At 44.9% G+C, this 20,028-nt stretch carries 18 protein-coding genes; 11 read left to right on the top strand and 7 right to left on the bottom strand.

Annotated features, from left to right (window positions below; translation table 11 throughout):
* Window positions 1–73: 73 nt before the first annotated feature.
* Entirely contained in the window at window positions 74–2,200 is a 2,127-nt protein-coding gene (locus N5E84_RS07785; protein WP_019283108.1) for an AsmA family protein, read from the top strand.
* A 61-nt stretch (window positions 2,201–2,261) separates the two neighbouring features.
* Here the strand turns inward: N5E84_RS07785 and cobO are convergent, their stop codons facing one another.
* From cobO to N5E84_RS07760, 5 genes are all read right to left on the bottom strand, one after another.
* Entirely contained in the window at window positions 2,262–2,867 is a 606-nt protein-coding gene (gene cobO, locus N5E84_RS07780) for a cob(I)yrinic acid a,c-diamide adenosyltransferase (protein WP_010320670.1), read from the bottom strand.
* Between the two features lie 129 nt (window positions 2,868–2,996).
* On the bottom strand, window positions 2,997–4,268 hold the full coding sequence (locus N5E84_RS07775) for an outer membrane protein transport protein (protein ID WP_019283106.1): 1,272 nt from the start codon (window positions 4,266–4,268) through the stop codon (window positions 2,997–2,999).
* A 301-nt stretch (window positions 4,269–4,569) separates the two neighbouring features.
* Window positions 4,570–5,820 carry an outer membrane protein transport protein gene (locus tag N5E84_RS07770; RefSeq protein WP_019283105.1) on the bottom strand — a complete coding sequence of 417 codons (1,251 nt, stop codon included), beginning with the start codon at window positions 5,818–5,820 and terminating at the stop codon, window positions 4,570–4,572.
* A gap of 247 nt (window positions 5,821–6,067) precedes the next feature.
* Window positions 6,068–6,793: a DUF3379 domain-containing protein gene (locus N5E84_RS07765; RefSeq protein WP_017044335.1), complete on the bottom strand. Its 726-nt coding sequence runs from the start codon at window positions 6,791–6,793 to the stop codon at window positions 6,068–6,070.
* The gene (locus N5E84_RS07760; RefSeq protein WP_088717986.1) at window positions 6,786–7,334 is read right to left on the bottom strand and encodes a sigma-70 family RNA polymerase sigma factor; all 549 of its coding nucleotides are present in this window, start codon (window positions 7,332–7,334) and stop codon (window positions 6,786–6,788) included. Before N5E84_RS07760 ends, N5E84_RS07765 begins: the two co-directional genes overlap by 8 nt.
* A 674-nt stretch (window positions 7,335–8,008) precedes the next feature.
* Between N5E84_RS07760 and fadI the strand changes: the two genes are divergently transcribed.
* The 3 genes from fadI to N5E84_RS07745 all read left to right on the top strand — a co-directional run bounded on the left by fadI (window position 8,009) and on the right by N5E84_RS07745 (window position 12,139).
* On the top strand, window positions 8,009–9,316 hold the full coding sequence (fadI, locus tag N5E84_RS07755; protein ID WP_019283104.1) for an acetyl-CoA C-acyltransferase FadI: 1,308 nt from the start codon (window positions 8,009–8,011) through the stop codon (window positions 9,314–9,316).
* A complete protein-coding gene (gene fadJ, locus N5E84_RS07750) occupies window positions 9,316–11,439 on the top strand; it encodes a fatty acid oxidation complex subunit alpha FadJ (protein WP_116285031.1) in 2,124 nt (707 codons plus the stop codon). Before fadI ends, fadJ begins: the two co-directional genes overlap by 1 nt.
* 151 nt (window positions 11,440–11,590) lie before the next feature.
* Window positions 11,591–12,139, top strand: coding sequence for an NAD(P)H nitroreductase (locus N5E84_RS07745; RefSeq protein WP_019283102.1), 549 nt, complete (start codon window positions 11,591–11,593; stop codon window positions 12,137–12,139).
* 61 nt (window positions 12,140–12,200) lie between these two features.
* Here the strand turns inward: N5E84_RS07745 and N5E84_RS07740 are convergent, their stop codons facing one another.
* Window positions 12,201–13,076, bottom strand: coding sequence for a LysR family transcriptional regulator (locus N5E84_RS07740; RefSeq protein ID WP_029388417.1), 876 nt, complete (start codon window positions 13,074–13,076; stop codon window positions 12,201–12,203).
* A 256-nt stretch (window positions 13,077–13,332) separates the two neighbouring features.
* On the opposite strand from N5E84_RS07740, the gene N5E84_RS07735 reads away from it, so the two are divergent.
* The 6 genes from N5E84_RS07735 to recR all read left to right on the top strand — a co-directional run bounded on the left by N5E84_RS07735 (window position 13,333) and on the right by recR (window position 19,065).
* The gene (locus tag N5E84_RS07735; protein WP_019283100.1) at window positions 13,333–14,451 is read left to right on the top strand and encodes a response regulator; all 1,119 of its coding nucleotides are present in this window, start codon (window positions 13,333–13,335) and stop codon (window positions 14,449–14,451) included.
* 332 nt (window positions 14,452–14,783) lie between these two features.
* Entirely contained in the window at window positions 14,784–15,149 is a 366-nt protein-coding gene (locus tag N5E84_RS07730; protein WP_017044101.1) for a YbaN family protein, read from the top strand.
* A 157-nt stretch (window positions 15,150–15,306) separates the two neighbouring features.
* A complete protein-coding gene (gene apt / locus N5E84_RS07725) occupies window positions 15,307–15,852 on the top strand; it encodes an adenine phosphoribosyltransferase (protein WP_013857239.1) in 546 nt (181 codons plus the stop codon).
* Window positions 15,853–15,873: 21 nt separating this feature from the next.
* A complete protein-coding gene (gene dnaX / locus N5E84_RS07720; RefSeq protein ID WP_069212105.1) occupies window positions 15,874–18,018 on the top strand; it encodes a DNA polymerase III subunit gamma/tau in 2,145 nt (714 codons plus the stop codon).
* An 82-nt stretch (window positions 18,019–18,100) separates the two neighbouring features.
* Window positions 18,101–18,430: a YbaB/EbfC family nucleoid-associated protein gene (locus N5E84_RS07715; protein WP_013857237.1), complete on the top strand. Its 330-nt coding sequence runs from the start codon at window positions 18,101–18,103 to the stop codon at window positions 18,428–18,430.
* A 35-nt stretch (window positions 18,431–18,465) separates the two neighbouring features.
* The gene (gene recR, locus N5E84_RS07710; protein ID WP_019283098.1) at window positions 18,466–19,065 is read left to right on the top strand and encodes a recombination mediator RecR; all 600 of its coding nucleotides are present in this window, start codon (window positions 18,466–18,468) and stop codon (window positions 19,063–19,065) included.
* A 77-nt stretch (window positions 19,066–19,142) separates the two neighbouring features.
* On the opposite strand, the gene N5E84_RS07705 is transcribed toward recR, so the two are convergent.
* Complete coding sequence (locus N5E84_RS07705) at window positions 19,143–19,391, bottom strand: YkgJ family cysteine cluster protein (RefSeq protein WP_013857235.1); 249 nt, start codon at window positions 19,389–19,391, stop codon at window positions 19,143–19,145.
* A 157-nt stretch (window positions 19,392–19,548) separates the two neighbouring features.
* Between N5E84_RS07705 and N5E84_RS07700 the strand changes: the two genes are divergently transcribed.
* Window positions 19,549–20,001, top strand: coding sequence for a YcgN family cysteine cluster protein (locus tag N5E84_RS07700; RefSeq protein WP_017050598.1), 453 nt, complete (start codon window positions 19,549–19,551; stop codon window positions 19,999–20,001).
* The last annotated feature ends 27 nt before the right edge of the window (window positions 20,002–20,028 follow it).

Here is a 20,028-nt window from a genome sequence, read left to right as displayed (position 1 = left end):
GTCTTTATTTTTAAGCAGACAAGTGGCACTTTAGGTGCCACTTTCTTTTTCTAATTAAGCAAGGAAAAAGCTGATGAAAAAACTGTTTCTTTTCATTGCCATTATTATCGGTGCGTTAATCGCTGCCGCGCTCGCACTTGTCCTGTTGGTCAATCCTAATCAATTTAAGCCCTTGATTGTAGAACAAGCCAAACAAAAAACGGGGTTGGACTTAGTCATTGAAGGAGATATCAGTTGGCGTTTCTTCCCTTCGCTTGGCTTTGAGCTGGGCAAAACTGAACTCAGAAATCCACAAGGTTTCAGCGCTCCAAACCTGTTTAAAGTCGATCAAGTTGGTATTGAAATTTCGGTGATGCCATTGCTGGATAAGCAACTGGAAATTGGCAACATCCGCCTAAATGGTGCTGAGTTCCATCTTGAAACCCTTAAAGATGGCCGTTCAAACTTAGATAGCTTAACTCAAGCCGCGCCTCAACCAGCTGCCTCTTCCGCAGCAAACGAAACAAAACCAGCACAAGAAGAGACAAGCAGCGTCAATGCGAGCAACCCTGTTCAAGAGTGGACGATTAACTTAGCGGGCGTTAGCGTCGAAAACGCATTACTGGAAATACAAGACCGCAAAGCCGGTACACATACCAAGCTGTATGACGTGGCGGTCAATCTTTCAGAGTTTGCGGTGGATAAATGGACGTCAGCAACTTTTGCCGCCAAAGGTAAAAATAACCAACAAAACTTTGCCGCAGAAGGGCGAGCTGAATTCAAATTAGCCGCTGGTTTCAAGGATTATGCGGTGAAGAACGTTGTGCTTGATGCGAGCTTTAGTGACCCATCAAACCAGATTGATTCTGCGAAGATTGAATTAGCCACGTTCGAGTTTGATAAGAAGAATGCGCTGTCATTCAGCGTGAAAGGAAAGGTAGCGGATTTAAAACTTGATGCGAAGGGGAGTGCGCAACTGACTCTCGATAAAGCCATGAGCTTGGTGAAGATTGATACGCTGGTGCTGGATACCAATCTAGAAGGAACCAGTTTGCCACAAAGCCCAATGCAGATCGGTTTAACTTCGAACATTCGTTTTGATCTCTCTAAAAACCAACTGGATGTCTTACTCAGTAAATTAACCGCAAATGCATTAGAATTTGATGGTGATGTCAAAGTGACGTTGGCTGAGATCCCTAAAATCCGCTTCAATATGCATAGCCCGAATATCGATTTGGATGAATTTTTAGGGCTTGCGAATCCAGCAACGGCAAGCAGTGCCGTGAGTGAAAGTAAGGCATCGTCAGGCTCAACGTCAGCAGCGCCTGCTACGGTGAGCGCTGAAGTGGAACCGGATCTCAGTGCATTAAAAACGTTGGATGTGCAAGGCAAGGTCACCATAGACAAGTTCAAAGCTAATAATGCTCGATTACAGAATGTGCAAACCAATTTTAGCGTCGATCGTGGAATTGTGAATTTAACCTCATTCAGTGCCAACCTTTACCAAGGTACGATTCAGGCGACCGCTCAACTGGATGCAACCAAAGTACCTGCTACTTATAGCGCTAAAAAGAGCGTTAAGGGAGTGCAGGTGCTGCCGCTATTAAAAGATGTACTCAATAATGAGATGTTACAAGGTACGGGTAACATTGATGTGGATGTAAAGGGCCGCAGTTTGACGCCAACGGGCATTCAACAAAACCTTGTCGGAACCGTGAACATCAACTTTGCCGATGGTGCAGTCAACGGTATTAACGTCGCTCACCTTATCCGTAGCAATTACGCCAAAATTAAAGGTAAGAAAGTTGATGATGACCCAGTGAAGAAAACCGATTTTAGCGCCATGACCGCTACGCTGAAATTGAACAAAGGGGAAGTCACCACCAATAACCTCGCCATGCAATCACCACTGTTGCGTATTCGTGGTGAGGGTAAAGCGAATTATCTGCAACAAACGGTTGATTTTTTGGTGAGCACTTCTGTGGTGGGAACTCTAGAAGGGCAAGGTGGCAAAGACATCGATGAGCTGCGAGACGTCACGATTCCTATCAACATCTCAGGGCAATGGAGCGATCCTAAATTCAAATTGGTTTTTGATGATGTGTTAAGACAAAAAGCGGAAAAAGAGATTGACCGTGGCTTGGAAAAGCTCGGCGTTGAGATAAAAGACGAGAAAACCAAGAAAGCGGTTGATGGCTTATTAAAAAGTCTTTTTAAGTAATTTACTGGGTTGATTTCATTATGATTGATCAAGCCTCCTCGATTTAGAGGAGGCTTTTTTATCACCAGTCGATGCCTTTTCGTGCTTTGATGCCCGACTCAAAGGCGTGTTTCACATTTTTGACTTCCGACACCGTATCGGCGATTTCAATCAAGCTGCGGTGTGCTCCTCGGCCCGTGATCACCACCGACTGCATTGCTGGCCGTGTTGTTAAGGCTTCAATCACTTCGTCTAATTCGATATAGCCATAGCTCACCATGTAGGTCAGCTCATCAAACAACACCACATCAATCGACTCATCTTTAAGCATGCGTTTGCACTCTTGCCAAACCCCTTGCGCCGCTGCGGTATCGGCTTCTTTATTTTGCGTTTCCCAAGTAAAGCCTGTCGCCATGACTTGAAATTCGACGCCCAGTTTTTCAAGCAGATTACGTTCACCATTTTCCCAGGTTCCTTTAATGAACTGAGCTACCGAACATTTCAAACCGTGGCCGACAGCGCGCGCAATGGTGCCAAAACCTGAGGTAGATTTCCCTTTGCCATTTCCGGTAATGATCAATAACAACCCTTTCTCTTGCTGGGCCGCGGCAATTCGTGCATCGACTTGCTCTTTTACTTTCTGTTGTCTCGCTTTATGGCGTTCATTTTTAATTTCTTCAGTCGACATGCTCAATCCTGTTCATTAATAGCGTTGCCGCTATCATAGCTCAACTACTCGGCAGCAAAAACCATCGAAATTACAAGGAATAAAAAAGCCAGAGCAATGCTCTGGCCTCCGGGAGTGTTTCTAATGAGTTTAGAAGCGATAATTGGCTTGTGCGCCGATAAGCCAAACATTGCCCGTTACTTCACCATTAAATGCACCACCAATTTGTGCTGAAGTGGCATCAGAGGCATCTCTTGGTTCGTTGATCGTGGCATCTTTTGCAAAAATATAGGTAAAGCCAGCATCAAGTGTTAGCTGTGGTGTGGCAACGTAACTTGCACCGATACTAAGCCAAGTTCGGTCAGTCTCTGGGATTGTTGCTGTGCGGTTTTTATCGTCCACTGCTGATGTGTCATACGCAATACCTGTACGCAGAGCGATTTTAGCGTCGTATTGGTAAGTCGCACCTAAGGCAAAGCGGTAGTTATCTTCCCAGTTTTCTGATTTGATCAGATCTGATTTCTCTGGGAATACGGCAGTCAGTTCCTTGAATGAGCTCCAATCTGTCCAGTTCACGCTGGCATGCAGTGCCAGTTTCTCATTTAATTGATGGTAACTAGCAAGCTCTGCTGTGGCGGGCAAGGCAACAGACATCATCCCAGGTTTGTAAGCACCGTAAGTAATGCCTTTAGCGTGCCCATCAAAATCCATCATCACTTCGGATTTATAGCTTGCGCCAATACGGTTTGTTTCATTGATCTGCCAAGCTGTACCGACTTGCCATCCCCAAGAGTTATCTTCGCCTTCCATATATTTTAGGGTTGTACCTTGCGGAAGAGTCAGTGCATTTTTTGCTGGAGCGGTGGCACCAAAATGGCCTTCTCCGATCACATAGCGTACGCCACCACCAATACTAAATTCAGTGGTTACTTGATAAGCGACATTGAGATTCGCTTCTTTAGTAATAACGCTTGCTTGATTGCCAAAGTGTGAGGCAGCAAAATCATTACCCAGTTCGGTTTCCATCCCATAGTTTGTTCCTAGCGCAAAGCCCAGCACTAGTTGTTCATTCAACTGATGAGATAAGTAAAAATTAGGAATAACCGCATCATGAGCAAAGTCTTTTGCGCTTGCTTGCGTTGTGCCAAGTAATGAGTGGCTCACTGTGCCATTCACATCAACATTCGGGTTAACGTAAATTGCACCAACAGAAATTTGCGTACCTTTCAAATAAGTCAGCATGGCAGGGTTACGCCATTGTGCACTGGCGTTATCAGCCATAGCCGCTTCACCGGCGTAAGCACGCCCAAGGCCCGTTGCAGAGTATTCTGCCAATTGGAAACCGGCGGCTTGAGATGCGTTTGATACGCTGAATAGCCCACATGCCACTGCAAGTGAAAGAAGAGTTTTATTTGATTTCATTATAATGTTCGCTGAAATATTTGAATTCGGTGTGGGGATTTTAAGGTTAGAGCTAATGCTTTAAAAATATAAAGCAGTGAATTTGTTGTTTTTGAAATTAAAATCCATTAAATGTTTAATTATAAGCGTAATACTCTGCTTGTTATGAAAGTGTTTCTGATTTTTGGCGAACACTTGTAGTGTGGTTTAAGGCCCAAAAGGTACAGTTGTTAGCTGAATTAGGTGAGGAGATGATATTACAAGCATTAAAAAGGGCTGGAAAACCAGCCCTTTATTGACGCTATGCTAATAAACGTTGCGCTTAGAAGCTGCGGCTATATTGTAAGCCGACTAGGATTGCATCCGCGTGAGTCGTTGCTGAAATAGAAGACAGCTCTACTGGTAATGTTGGGTGAGGTGTGGATTCATTAACCTGAACGTCTTTGCCCATTAGATATGTGAAACCAAAATCAATGTTTGATTGTTGGTCTAAATGGTAAGTAAAGCCAGCCGACAGCCAGTTACGATCTGAATCAGGAACTGAAACGGATGTTTTTTGATCTTGAGCACTGGTGTCATACATGTAGCCAGCACGCAGTGTCCAATCTTGGTTTAAGTAGTAAGTACCACCAATCGAGTAATGCATACCATTTTGCCATTTATACTCGTTCAATACCCCGCTTGTTTTAGCTTCTAGCTTGTCAAACTCAGCCCAGCCAATCCATTGAACGCTATAATGTACGGCAAATTGTTCATTTAAGCGGTGGAAGCCTGAGAATTCAGCCATATCAGGAAGTGGCATAATGAGAGTGTCATCAACTTTACCTTTTCCTGAACGAGAATAATTGACATCTCCATCAGCTTCTAAGTCTGGGCTATAACGGTAAGAAAAACCAAAGCGGTTATGTTCATCCAGCTCATAAACAGTGCCTAAGTTAAAGCCTAATGCCCAACCATCGGCATCAGCTTCTAACGCTGTAGAGCTACCTAGGTATTGACTTGTTTTTCGTTCGAGTTTTCCTTGACCATAAATCAAATCTAAACCTAAACCTAGACTCCATTGTTCATTTAAACGGTAAGAACCTGATAAACCAAAGTTTGCACTTTTTACATCAGTTAAGCCGCCGTATTCAGCGCCAACAAAGGAGCTATCAAACTCAGTTTTTGTACCGAAGTTTGAATAGGCATTAATACCCCATGCAAATTGATCATTGACTGGCACAATTAAGTGAATATTCGGTGCAATAGAAGTGTCACCCGCATCATCATAATTTGAATCAAAAGATGAGCCAGGTGCTGTAATCGCTGAATATTTTGCATCTTTAACTTTTATTTTCGATGTGATCGATACAAAACCCAAAGAGAGTGAGGTTTCATCAAACAGTGCCATCGCGGCAGGGTTACGAGCCATCACCGATGCGTTATCGGCAATAACAGCGTCACCAGCAAACGCACGGCCTAGGCCAGTCGCAGATTGTGCATTGAGCTGAAAGCCCGCTGCCAGTGCTTGTTGTGAAGCGAGAGCTACCGTTACGGCAAGTAACGATTTTTTAAACAGACGCGTCTTGTTCATGGTGCTTTTTCCTTTTTGATTTCATCGCCTCTAATGGACGTTGTTTTTTGAGCAAATGCTCAATTGGTGGCTGATACTAGAGGCAAGTATAGAAGATAGAAATCCGACCATTGTCTAATTGAATGATAAAATTGCAGAAATGATGTCTATTTGGCAGGAAAAAGGCGGAAAATGCTTGTTTATAGAGTTCATGCTCTATTTTAATCTGGAGAACCTGACCTGCATTATATACAGGCCAGGAATGGTTTTAATGGGAAGGTTTTAGCATAGGCATTAGTTTTTTAGCGATGTTCGTGACATCTTCGCCATTTTCACCGACAAGGATCAGGCTAGCATCACCGACGGGTTCGATGATTCCTGCCATGCCTTGCTCATTAAAGTTCACGGCTTGTTCACTGGCAATGCCTGTGAAAAAGAGCGTCACTTTCCCGCTTTCACCTTGAAAAACCATGTGCAGAGCGTTTGCCTTGCCAAAACCACAGTGGTTTAGGTAATAAACGTGGTAAGGGAAGTTACTGCTTAACTGATAAGCGAATGGCAGCATTTTGGCGTTGATCTGCGTTGAATTCACTTGTTCATCCAGTTGGTTGACAAAGCCTTCTTCATCAATGACGTGTTTGATGGCGGTGTCCATTAGGCTTGCCTGCGCCGGTGGAATGAGCACATTTCGCCAATTGATTTGGCCAACCAATAAACCAAACACAAAAGCAATCGATGCAGCCAATGTCATCGCTTGCTTGGCAAAAGTAGGGCGGATGACATTGCTTGCCATTGTGGTCTGACTAAATAGAATACGGTCTGCGAGATCGTCAGGCACGTCTACATTCATTGCAGTAGCAATCGTTGCATCTAAGCTCAATATGTCCTCTAGGAACTGACGATTAGTATCACTAGTGGATGCCGCTTGGATAATCTCTTGGTCATGCTGTTTTGGATCGGACATAACTCGGCGGCGAAATTCTAATTCATCCATTTTGCTGCCCCTTATACGCTTCTGATGAATCCAATTGTTCTTTTAATTGATTACGAGCTCGAAACAGACGAGTCATGACCGTGTTCTTATTGAGTTCGAGGATCTCGCCAATTTCATCACCACTAAAACCCCCAATGACTTGTAGGAAAAGAGGTTCGCGGTATTCAATATCCAGCTTCATTATCTGTGCCTGCAACCACTCTTGTTGATGATGAGGATCATCGTTGACTTTTACGTCACCGCTGTAGTCATCAATATCGACCAACTCAAACTGCTTGCGCTCAAAGCGGCGCGCGTTCTCGCGACGAAGAATAGTTATAAGCCACGATTTGGCCGCTTTCTCGTCGAGCAAACTATCGAGAGATTTCCAAGCCCTCAAGCAGGTTTCTTGGACTAAATCTTCAGCAATGCTTTTATCTTTACATAGCCAATAGGCATAACGAAAAAGATCTCGGTGATAAGCACGCACAAGCGTTTCATATTTTCTCTGTCTGTCAATATTACTATTGACCGGGCTGCTGGACTTTTTCTTTCCAAACATGGTTATTATCGACACATGAGTCTCCGTTTGCTCTGTGATTTCTTCTTTGTTTAGGCCATTTTATGGTCGTCTTGCGATGAACGCTTCGCGTATTCGTTCGCTTTCGATCCGTTCAAGTTGTTCGGTAACATCAATTCAAGCGTCGACGGCTTTTTAATTTCATAGTATGGAATAAATCAATATAAAATTGATCTACTTCAAAATCTCATGGCACGAAGTGGCTATAGTACACCTTGTCATCTCGTTAGTCATTGCGACTAACATGTTGAGCAAGATGACACTTCCTTTTGAAGGCTGACTTTACTTTCTCCTAATCAGGAAACTGATTATTTCAATTGGCGTAAGTTAATTGCTTTATATATTCCGACCACACATTATTGTGTGGTTTTTTTTTGCTTATATCCCCTTCCTACTTGAAGCCGCAGCGGTGTTGGCTACGTTCGTTCGTTTGCCTATGCTTATTGGGACTCACTCACTTGCCGCCTACCTGCAACTCCAAGTTGTTTGGGTATAACTCCATTATTCATTTAAAGATTAAGTGATTATCCATCTCCTTTACCTACATTACTTTCTTCGATTCGATGCGAATATCACGTTTATTTAAACACTTGTTTGATTGTTTTAACAACCTCGTTACAATGTGCCAGGTCAGACCTCTATTCTAAGGAGAAACAATGGGCAAACAGGAAGTCAAAACGCGCTCTGGTGAGCGTGTGGCTATCGTCGCGGGGTTGCGTACCCCTTTTGCGCGTCAAAGTACCGAATTTAGTCAAGTTCCTGCAGTCGATTTAGGCAAGATGGTGGTGAGTGAACTGCTTGCGCGAACGGAACTCGATCCTAAATTGATCGAACAACTCGTCTTTGGACAAGTCGTGCAAATGCCTGAGGCACCAAATATCGCGCGTGAGATCGTTTTAGGCACAGGAATGAGCATCCATACCGATGCGTACAGCGTCACACGAGCGTGCGCTACCAGTTTTCAGGCGGCGGTGAATGTGGCTGAAAGCATAATGGCTGGCACGATTGATATTGGTATGGCTGGTGGTGCCGATTCGTCTTCCGTTTTGCCGATTGGAGTGTCTAAAAAATTAGCCGCTAGCTTACTCGCTTTAAGTAAAACCAAAACTGTTGCTCAGAAACTCAACATCTTAAAATCATTATCTTTTAAAGATTTAATGCCAGTCCCCCCCGCGGTCGCTGAATATTCAACGGGCCTTTCGATGGGGCAAACGGCTGAGCAGATGGCAAAATCTCATCACATAAGCCGACTGGATCAAGATGCTTTGGCACATCGTTCTCACTCTTTAGCTTCACAAGCTTGGAAAGAGGGCAAAATCCAAGGCGAAGTCATGACGGCATTCCCAGAGCCTTATAAAAAGTGGATCGCTGAAGATAACAATATTCGTCATGACTCGACTTTGGAAGGTTATGCCAAGTTACGTCCAGCGTTTGATAGGCAATATGGTAGCGTGACGGCCGCCAACAGCACACCACTCACCGATGGAGCAGCCGCTATTCTATTAATGCGTGAAGGCCGTGCTAAAGAGCTTGGTTTGGAGATTATGGGTTATATCCGTTCTTACGCTTTTTCAGCGATTGGTGTTGAACACGATATGTTAATGGGGCCGTCTTATGCGACACCGTTAGCCTTACAACGTGCCGGTATTGAGCTTTCCGATCTCACATTGATTGACATGCATGAAGCGTTTGCTGCGCAAACCCTCTCTAATATGAAAATGTTCGCCAGTGATAAGTTTGCACAGGAACATCTTGGTCGAGCAAAAGCGATTGGCGAAATTGATATGGATAAATTTAATGTGCTAGGTGGTTCTATTGCGTATGGTCACCCCTTTGCGGCGACGGGTGCGCGCATGATCACACAAACACTGCGTGAACTAAAACGACGTGGTGGTGGTTTAGGGCTGAATACCGCTTGTGCAGCGGGTGGTTTGGGCGCGGCAATGATTTTGGAGGTTGAATAATGAGCACAGAGAAAGCTTTTCATTTAACGATTGATGAACAAAATATTGCGTGGCTGGCGATTGATGTTCCCGGCGAAAAAATGAATACGCTACAAGCGGCGTTTGCCCAAGAGATGCAAGAGGTTTTTGCGACCTTGGAGGCTCAAAAAACCAGCCTAAAGGGGATGGTGATTCACTCGCTTAAGCCAGATAATTTCATTGCTGGAGCGGATGTCCGTATGCTGAACGCTTGCCAATCGGCCAGCGAAGCACAAGCATTGGCCAAGCAAGGTCAGGAGATGTTTCAAACCTTATCGGATTTGCCATTCCCAGTGGTTGCCGCGATTCATGGCCCATGCTTAGGTGGTGGTTTAGAGCTGGCGCTGGCTTGTCACTACCGGGTGTGCAGCGACGCGGATATCACGCATTTGGGTTTGCCCGAAGTGCAATTAGGCTTGCTACCAGGCTCCGGTGGAACGCAGCGGTTGCCGCGTTTGATTGGTTTGTTACCTTCTCTTGATTTGGTTTTGACGGGTAAACAGCTGCGCGCAAAAAAAGCAAAACAGCTGGGTGTTATTGATGCTTGCGTAGCAGAGACTATCTTGCTGGATGTGGCCAAGAAGTATGTGCTCGATAATTCTGGAAAAAAACGTCATCAGGCCAATGCATCGGCCAAAGAGAAATTAATCTCTCATACGCAGCTTGGTCGCAAATTAATTTTTGATCAGGCTGCTAAAAAGACCAAGCAAAAAACACGAGGTAATTACCCAGCTGCAGACGCGATTTTAGAGGTGATCCGTCACGGTTTAGATCGTGGTTTTAAAGCCGGGTTAGAGCTTGAAGCGAAGCGATTTGGTGATTTGGTGATGAGCTCGGAATCCAAAGCACTGCGCTCGATTTTCTTTGCCACCACAGAAATGAAAAAAGAGACGGGCAGCGACGCAAAACCTCAAACCGTGAAACGTATCGGCGTATTGGGCGGTGGTTTAATGGGGGCAGGGATCAGCCATGTTAGCGTTGCAAAAGCCAAGGTTCCCGTACGAATCAAAGATGTTTCGAATGATGGAGTATTAAACGCGCTCAATTACAACTACAAATTATTCGATAAACAGCGCAAGCGTCGCATTTTATCCAAAGCGCAGATGCAGACAAAAATGGCTCAATTGTCTGGCGGGATTGATTTTACCAGTTATCAGCATATCGATGTTGTCATTGAAGCGGTGTTTGAAGATCTCACGCTTAAGCAGCAAATGGTGGCTGATGTTGAAGCGAATGCCAAAACCAGCACCATTTTTGCGACGAATACTTCCTCGCTTCCAATCCAGAAAATTGCAGCGAAGGCGGCGCGTCCAGAGAATGTGATTGGATTGCACTATTTCAGTCCTGTTGAAAAAATGCCTCTGGTGGAAGTGATCCCTCATCAAACCACATCGCAAGAGACGATAGCCACAGTAGTGGCTCTGGCGAAAAAACAGGGAAAAACGCCGATTGTGGTCAAAGATTGCGCTGGTTTTTATGTTAACCGTATCCTTGCACCTTACATGAATGAAGCGGCGCAGATCCTGATGGCGGGTGAGTCGATTGAAAAGATAGATACGGCTTTGCTCGATTTCGGCTTCCCAGTCGGCCCTATCACGTTATTGGACGAAGTGGGCATTGATGTTGGCTCGAAAATCATGCCAATTCTAGTGCAAGAACTCGGCCCACGTTTTCAAGGACCAGACGTATTTGATTTGCTGCTCAATGACAACCGCAAAGGGCGTAAAAGTGGTAAGGGATTCTATACCTATAAAGGTAAGAAAAAAGAAATCGACAAATCTATCTATAAATTGCTGAAAATCACGCCAGATGCCAAGCAGAGTGATAAGGAGATCGCGCTGCGTTGCGTGCTACTTATGCTGAATGAAGCCGTACGTTGTTTGGATGAGGGCGTAATTCGTTGTGCGCGAGATGGCGATATTGGTGCGATTTTCGGTATCGGTTTCCCGCCGTTTTTGGGCGGCCCATTCCGTTACATAGACCAAATTGGTATCAAGAAATTAGTGGAAATGATGAATCAACATGCTGAGAAGTATGGCGATAAATTCGCTCCTTGTGATGGGCTACTGACTCGAGCTGGGGTTGAAGCACGTTTTTATCCGTAGTCATCTCGGCTGTTTTCATTGATATGTTTGCTTAAATTAGGCGAGGGAATATCCTCGCTTTTTTTCATTTATAGCCAATGAGGTCATCTCTTTATGCGAGTTATTCTCAGTTTGGTATAAGATTATGGAAAATCATCAATAAGGAATCGAAATGGATGCACTAGAGTTGCTGCTTAACCGTCGTTCAATCGCCAATCTCACATCGCCTGCACCTGAAGGTCTGGTCTTGGAAAATATTATTAGAGCAGGCTTGCGAGCGCCCGATCATGGCGGTTTAACCCCTTGGCGTTTCGTGATTGCTCAGGGAGCGGGTTTGCAAAAGTTGTCGAGTATTTTGGCGTCTGCTGTGCGAGCGGATAACGGCAGTGATGCTGAGATAGAAAAAGCGAAGAATGCACCGTTTCGAGCACCTATGGTAATCACAGTGATCGCGAAAGTAACGGATCATGAAAAGGTGCCAGCGATTGAACAGCATCTCTCTGCGGGATGCGCAGTACAAGCGATGCAAATGGCTGCGGTAGCCCAAGGTTTTCAAGGTTTCTGGCGTTCGGGAAGCTGGATGTTCCACTCTCACGTTCGGCAAGCATTAGGTGCTAAGGGCGATGATCAAATCGTTGGTTTCTTATACCTAGGAACTGCAGGGTGCACGCCAATGAAAGTGCCTGAACGTGATTTGAGTAAATTTATTGAGTTTCTATAGCGAGTTTATTGACTATCTGCCGCTGCGATAACTCATGGCCCAGCAATGCTGGGCCTAAAATCTAGTGGATGTGATAGGCAATCACAAAATCAATAAATAGCCTGACTTTTTCAGGTAGATGATCCTTGTGGTTATACAGCATATAAATATCACGAGGGTTGGAAACCCAGTCTTCCAGTACTCTGACTAAGCTGCCTTCTTCGATAAATTCTTTAATCATCACGTCTGGCATTAAGGTGATACCCAGCCCCTCAGAGCAAGCGCTGCGCACTACGTTTAAAGCGTTGGCCTGAAATCGCCCAGTATCACAATTGACCACGCATTCCCCTTTATTGTTGGTCAACTGCCATTTTACTAGAGGATATCCCTTCAATAATGAATGATTACTGAGCTCTTCGGCATGAGTTGGTGCAGGGTGTTTCGCTAAATACCCTGGGCTTGCGACTAACACATCTTTCACTTCATTAATTTTTCGCGCAATCAAACTGGAGTCTCGTTGAGGGCCAACTCTAAAAATGACATCCCATTCGGTTGGGTCGAGTTGATCGGCCTGATTGCTGGTGGTCAGTTCTATGTTGATATCTGGGTACTGCATCATGAAGGCATTGAAAATAGGCATCATCATGCGTTTCGTGATATTAGATGGTGACGATATTCTTAGTTTGCCTGAAGCGCCACGACATTCATCGGTGAGCTCTTCTGCTGTTGCAGCTAAGCGATGCAGCAACGGTGAGCACTCTTGAAAAAAACGTTCACCCGCTTCAGTCAGCGAAAGTTTTCGAGCATGGCGATTCAACAACCTAAGATTCAGAGAATCTTCCAATGCTTGAATGCGTCGGGTAATGGTCGCAACGGGGATCATTGTTTTACGAGAAGTTGCGGTATAGCTTCCATTTTCGACAACCAGTCGAAAGAGGTTTAGGTCATCTAATTTCATTGTTCCTGACACATTATTTTTCGAATTTGAGTAATTTATACGTATATCATTTGTCAAATCTTGAGTCATATCAACTTGTTTGACGAAAGTAACATTCCGTACAATCCATACATAGCCCATATATATAGTATGCAACCGAGTTACAAAGTGGAACATTTGTATAAATCTTATTTTGCGACTACTTTATAAAGTAACCTATCAATTTATCCTATAACAATAAAATGACTGCTTTTTAAAAGCATTGTGAGGCAGGATTATGTATAAATCTCACATTCAGGCTAGTGAGTTCTTGGCGAAAAAACCTTCAGACAATCAGCATGTCGAGCAAAAACTGATCATGCTCGTTGATGATGACCCAATTTTTAGGCGAATAACCAGTGGTTATTTGTCGGCTCAAGGCTATAAAGTGCTTGAAGCTGAAAATGGCTTAGAGGGGTTGCGCAAGTTAAAAGATGCGGAGCCTGACCTTGTTGTGTGTGACTTAGCAATGCCAGTACTGAACGGCATTGAGTTTGTTGAAGAGGTGAGCCTTGAGTATCCCTCGCTGCCACTGATTGTGGTCTCTGCAACTGATGAAATGGCTGATGTTGCAAAAGTGCTGCGATTTGGTGTTAAGGATTTTCTTCCTAAACCGATTGGTAACCACCAGTATTTAAGCAGTGCAATAGAAAGTACGCTCGAAGATACGTTCAGTCGTTTATCTGATCAGCGCGATTTTTCGACGCAATGGTTCCGGGTCGATGATGGTGGTGATATTCCAGAAGAACAAGAGTTGCATTGGCATCTGGAGTATCTACGAGAAAACCCCAGTACCGCGAAAGATTTGCTGCACGCGTTATTACCAGAAAAGGATACTTCACAAGGCAGTTGGAAGTGTAGCTACCGTCTTTTACAATCGGCGGATGTGATGCCGCTGGTATTTGACTATGCGTGGTTGATGAACGGGCAGTTTGCCTTTTACTTGGTCGATTCAGATGCCCATTATGAAAATAGTGTGGCTTCAGCATTGCTCGTTCGTGCTCTGTTTCACGATTATCTTCGCAACTTAAAAAGCTTCAGTGCCGATCTGAAAGACCTTGCCGACATACTGGAAAAAGGTATTGAATGCTCAGAGTGTGCTAATCCAATCAACGCGGTATTCGGTATTGCGGATTTAAGCGAAGGTACACTCTCTATTCTGCCTGCTGGGCTCGACAGTCAGTGGTCAAATGGTTACTTAACTCAACATATTGCCGCGGGTGTTAGCCTTGGGCAGAACTGTTTAAAAAACTTTATCACTAAAGATTTACCGATCAATTCAACTTGTCAGCTATCAACTAATCGCTTAGGTTCGAGTAGTTTCAAACTCAATATTTACCAAGGTGGCAGCAGTTAATAACCTTACCTTTAGTCGGTGTTTGCGGTGATTTGTTTGAGGTATAGTTCGCGTCTAGAACAACAATCACCCAATTCGTTTACGTTGCATTAACTTTGTTTATGGTGCCAAAAACGAACGGAGTCATCCAACACTAGAGAAGTTATGATGGAAGAGCAGAATTTTAAAGAACCTTACAACATTTTTTATTTTTTAGGCTTTATTGCCGTACTTTCGATCCCTACATTGCCAGCAATACTGACTTGGATCCGTGTGTTTAATGGTTATTCAACTTTCTGAGTTGGATAGTACGTTGGGAGTTCACCATCAATATTCGTCATTTTCTTCTTACGGTGGCTGGTGGGCTCTGCCTTCTGTTAGGCGTGATAGGCATATTCTTACCGCTGCTCCCCACAACACCTTTCATACTCCTTGCTAGCGCTTGCTTCTTACGAAGTAGCCCTCGTTTTCATGCTTGGTTGCATCAACATCAGACGCTAGGCCCAATACTGGATAATTGGCAGCAACATGGTGCCGTTTCGCGGCAAGTGAAACAACGGGGATGTTTGTGGATTATTCTAAGCTTTATTTTTTCCATCTGGGTTGTCCCGCACTTTTGGCTCAAAATTATGTTGTTTACTATGCTTGTGGTCCTGATCACTTGGTTTATTCGACTTCCCACTCATGAGCAGGTTGCTAACCAACAAGAAAATCACTAGCATTATGGGGAAGTGTGCCCATTCTTCGAATGGGCGTTTGTTTTTTCAGCGGCTAAGATATTGTGGCTTATCTATGTTGCTGAGAGCTCACGCTCTATCATTCTGATACGTAAATGTATCGTGAGAAATGAAGAGCCAATCTAAGTAAATGTAAGTTATGACAACCGAAACTATCTCTTTGATCAAATCGAGCATTCAAAGCATCCCTAACTACCCAAAACCTGGCATTTTGTTTCGTGATGTAACTAGCCTGCTAGAGGATGCAAAAGCCTATCAAGCAACCATTGCTTTATTAGTCGAAAAATATAAAGACATGGGCTTTACCAAAGTTGTTGGTACTGAAGCGCGTGGTTTCCTATTTGGTGCGCCATTGGCTTTAGAGCTTGGTTTGGGGTTTGTACCTGTACGTAAGCCGGGTAAGTTACCACGCGAAACGTTAGCCCAATCTTACGAATTGGAATACGGTACTGACACATTAGAAATTCACGTTGATGCGATCAAACAAGGTGATAAAGTGCTGGTGGTGGATGATCTACTGGCAACGGGTGGTACGATTGAAGCGACGACTAAATTGATCCGCCAGCTTGGTGGTGAAGTTGAGCACGCGGCTTTTGTCATCAACCTGCCTGAAATTGGCGGAGACAAACGTTTACAAGGTTTGGGCCTGAACGTTTATAGTATTTGTGAATTTGAAGGTCACTAAGCTAATCAACTGGACGTACTCATGAGTTATCTTGCCTTAGCGCGAAAATGGCGACCAACAAAATTTAATGAGGTGGTGGGACAAGCACATGTCTTAACTGCACTAGAAAATGCGTTGGCCCAAAATAGATTGCACCATGCGTATTTATTCAGCGGTACACGTGGTGTAGGCAAGACGACGATTGGTCGCTTGTTTGCCAAGGGGTTAAACTGTGAAACAGGTATTACGGCCACACCTTGTGGCCAATGTGATACTTGCCGAGAGATTGACCAAGGCCGTTTTGTTGATCTTTTAGAAATAGATGCGGCATCACGAACCAAAGTCGAAGATACGCGCGAATTACTTGATAACGTGCAATACAAGCCTGCTCGCGGTCGCTTCAAGGTGTACTTAATCGATGAAGTACACATGCTGTCGCGCCACAGTTTTAACGCTTTGCTTAAAACGTTGGAAGAGCCGCCTGAGTATGTGAAATTCTTGCTCGCTACGACAGATCCGCAAAAGCTGCCGGTTACGATTTTATCGCGCTGCTTACAGTTTCATCTTAAGCCGATCAGTGTTGAAAATATCCACGATCAGCTTGAGCATGTTTTAGCGGCAGAGCAGATCCCTTGTGAAGCGAGAGCATTAAGAATGATCGCTCATGCTGCCGATGGCAGTATGCGTGATGCACTTAGCTTAACTGATCAAGCGATTGCACTAGGTAATAACCAGGTGATGGCCGATGTAGTCGCCCCAATGCTTGGCACGCTAGACACAGATCAAGCACTCCATTTACTGCAAGCCATTAGCAGTAAACAGCCTCAAACGGCGATGGATAGCGTTGCACATTTAGCACAAAATGGTGTGGATTGGGATGGATTACTACAACAACTCGCGGCGCAGTTACACCGTATTGCGATGTATCAAGCGTTGCCAGCAACACTGGACAAAACCCAACCTGACTCAGAGAAAGTGCAACTGCTTAGCAAAGCACTGAGCCCACAAGATGTGCAGCTCTATTATCAAATTGCTTTAAAAGGACGTGAAGATTTAGCACTCTCGCCAACCGCTCGAACGGGGCTGGAAATGATTGTGCTACGTATGATGGCGTTTCGTCCTGCTTCGGTATCGTTGGTGAATACGTTCAGCACTGAAGTGAGTTCAGATGTCGCAGTGACAAGCCACGGCACTCCTTCACTACAACCCGCATCAGCGGCAACGCCTCTAACTGAACCTAAGCAAACGTCGGCGGCTCCCGTATCGGACAGTCAGGTTAATGAGCCACAAAGGCATGAGGATACTCAGCCTGATTATGGCATCGTTCAAGATTACGATAACCGCTATGCGGATATGAATGATGACATGTCCAGTGCAATGGAATATGCCCCAGAATCGTATGAGCCTGCACCAGTACCTCAACCACCGGCACCTTCTTCAGCTCCACGTCCCTCACCGATTGCAGGGCTGCGACACCAGTTGCGTTCACAGCGCCAAGGGGTTGCTCAGCCAGCAAAAGGAGTGAATGAAACAAAGAGCAACGGGACAAAAAAGCCTAATGCGGCATCGACTAAATCTGAATCTGTGCTTGAGCGTGTTGCCTCGCATGGAAAATCAGCTCGAGTGTCGCCTTTGTCAACATCCGCTCCTGAAGCTGCCCCAACCTTGGACAACGAGCCTTATCAGTGGCGTCCAACGCTGCAACCTGTGGTGGTTGAACAGCAAAAAACAGAGCTGACACCGACACAGATTAAGCAAGCGCTAGAACATATTAAAACGCCAGAGATGGCAGAAAAGTTACTTGCAGAATCGATAGAACAAGATGAGTGGGCAGCTCTGATCCACCAGCTCGATATTGCCAAGTTAGTGGAACAATTAGCACTTAATTCTGTCTACCACAAATCGGGCTCATCAATTGAGCTAGTGCTGCGGCCAAGTCAGGCCCATCTTAATACCGATAAAGCACAAAGCGAGTTGTTAGAAGCGCTCAATGAGACATTAGCTGAAGAGTGCCACCTTAGCGTGACAATTGGTGAGCAAGGTGAGACTCCATTGGAGCTTAGAGAGCGTCTTTACCAACTCAAATTAGAGCAAGCATTGAACAGCTTGGAGGCCGACCCTCACGTAATGTTCTTCAAGCGACGTTTTGATGCGGAACTTGATCGCGACAGTGTGCGGCCGATTTAATCAATTAAGCGAGTGTGGGGTTGAATCTATATGTTATGACCCCACCTTATGTGAAACACTCAATTCAACCAGAGAGATAAACATGTTTGGTAAAGGCGGTATGGGCAACCTAATGAAGCAAGCCCAACAAATGCAAGAGCGCATGCAAAAGCTACAAGAAGAAATTGCGAATATGGAAGTGGTTGGTGAGTCTGGTGCTGGTCTGGTAAAAGTGACCATTACTGGTAGCCACAGCGTACGCCGTGTCGAGATTGATGAAAGCTTAATGGAAGACGACAAAGAGATGCTAGAAGATCTGATTGCCGCCGCTTTCAATGATGCTGCACGCCGCGTGGAAGAGACTCAAAAAGAAAAAATGGCTTCTGTCACTGGCGGTATGCAATTACCACCAGGTATGAAGATGCCGTTTTAACGAACGACCTTTTTAACAAACAAAATAGGTTACTAATGCGTACCAGTCATATGCTGGAGCATTTGATGGAGGCCTTACGTTGTCTGCCTGGGGTGGGTCCCAAGTCAGCACAGCGTATGGCCTTTCATTTGTTACAGCGCGATAGAAAAGGCGGCTTACAGCTCGCCGATGCTTTAAGCCAAGCCATGACAGAAATTGGACATTGCAGTGAATGCCGAACTTTCACTGAAGAAGAAACTTGTCATATTTGTAGCAACCTTAAGCGGCAGGATAACGGCCAACTCTGTGTAGTCGAAAGCCCTGCTGATATTGCGGCCATTGAAGCTACAGGCCAATATTCTGGACGTTATTTTGTTCTGATGGGGCACTTATCACCTTTAGATGGTATTGGCCCGAGTGATATTGGTTTAGATACGCTGGATTACCGTTTGCAACGTGGTGGCATTGCTGAAGTCATTCTTGCTACTAACCCAACCGTTGAAGGGGAAGCGACCGCGCACTACATTGCGGAATTATGTCGCGCCCATCAAGTCTCTGCGAGTCGTATTGCTCATGGTGTGCCTGTTGGCGGTGAGCTTGAGCTTGTTGATGGTACGACGCTATCACACTCTTTGCTTGGCAGACAAAAGCTGTAGCACCTTTCGAATCATTGCCCTAGCTGCTGGGGCAATTTTGAGTGGCGCCATCAATTAAGGTAAACAAAGCAGTGCCATCAAGTGATTTTTTCGAGTTCGGTAATGTTGCTCAAAGCTTCTTGGTTCGTGTTGCCACAGACCATCGGGCAAGGCTTAAATTCGTGGCATACTTTTGGACGTTCAGGCTTACCAAATAACTTGCACAAATTAGCGTCATTAAGTTGAATGCAACGTACACCTGCTGGCTTTCCTTGCTCCATACCCGGGATGGAGGAAGAAATACTAGGGGCGATACAACACGCACCACAACCAAGTCTGCATTCCATAATTGAGTACCAGTAAAAGAAAAGGGTTACGATCCTAGCAGATGTGACCGAAGTGTACAGCAATAGCTTCCTAAATTAACAAGCCGTTTTTATCCTTGAACTTTGGTTGGTGTGGAGGTATAACACGCACCCCATTCGTTAAGTTAGATAGAGACTCATGAACACACCATTCTGGCAAAATAAGAAATTAGAACAAATGACGGAATCGGAGTGGGAGTCGCTTTGTGATGGATGCGGTAAGTGCTGCTTACACAAGTTAATGGATGAAGACAGTGATGAGGTCTATTACACCAATGTCGCTTGTAGTTGGTTAAACAGCGATACCTGCTCATGCAAGGATTATCCAAACCGCTTCAATTCTGGTGAGGAGTGCTTAAAACTGACGCGTGATAAAATTGATGAATTTAACTGGTTGCCGGATACGTGCGCCTATCGTGTACTGTCAGAAGGCAAAACATTGCCGCAATGGCATCCTTTGATTACCGGCTCCAAAGAGGCGATGCACGCCGCGCAAGAAAGTGTTCGCAACAAAGTCGTTTATGAGATTGATGTTATCGACTGGGAGGACCACATCCAAAACTTACCTGATAGACTAAAACCTCACAATTAACTTTCAAAGTTGAGAATGCTGTGTATG

This window comes from Vibrio sp. J502, from assembly GCF_025397955.1.
Lineage (GTDB): Bacteria > Pseudomonadota > Gammaproteobacteria > Enterobacterales > Vibrionaceae > Vibrio > Vibrio anguillarum.
The sequence above is the reverse complement of the archived record's forward strand: the minus strand, read 5'-3'. Positions and strand labels throughout refer to the sequence as shown.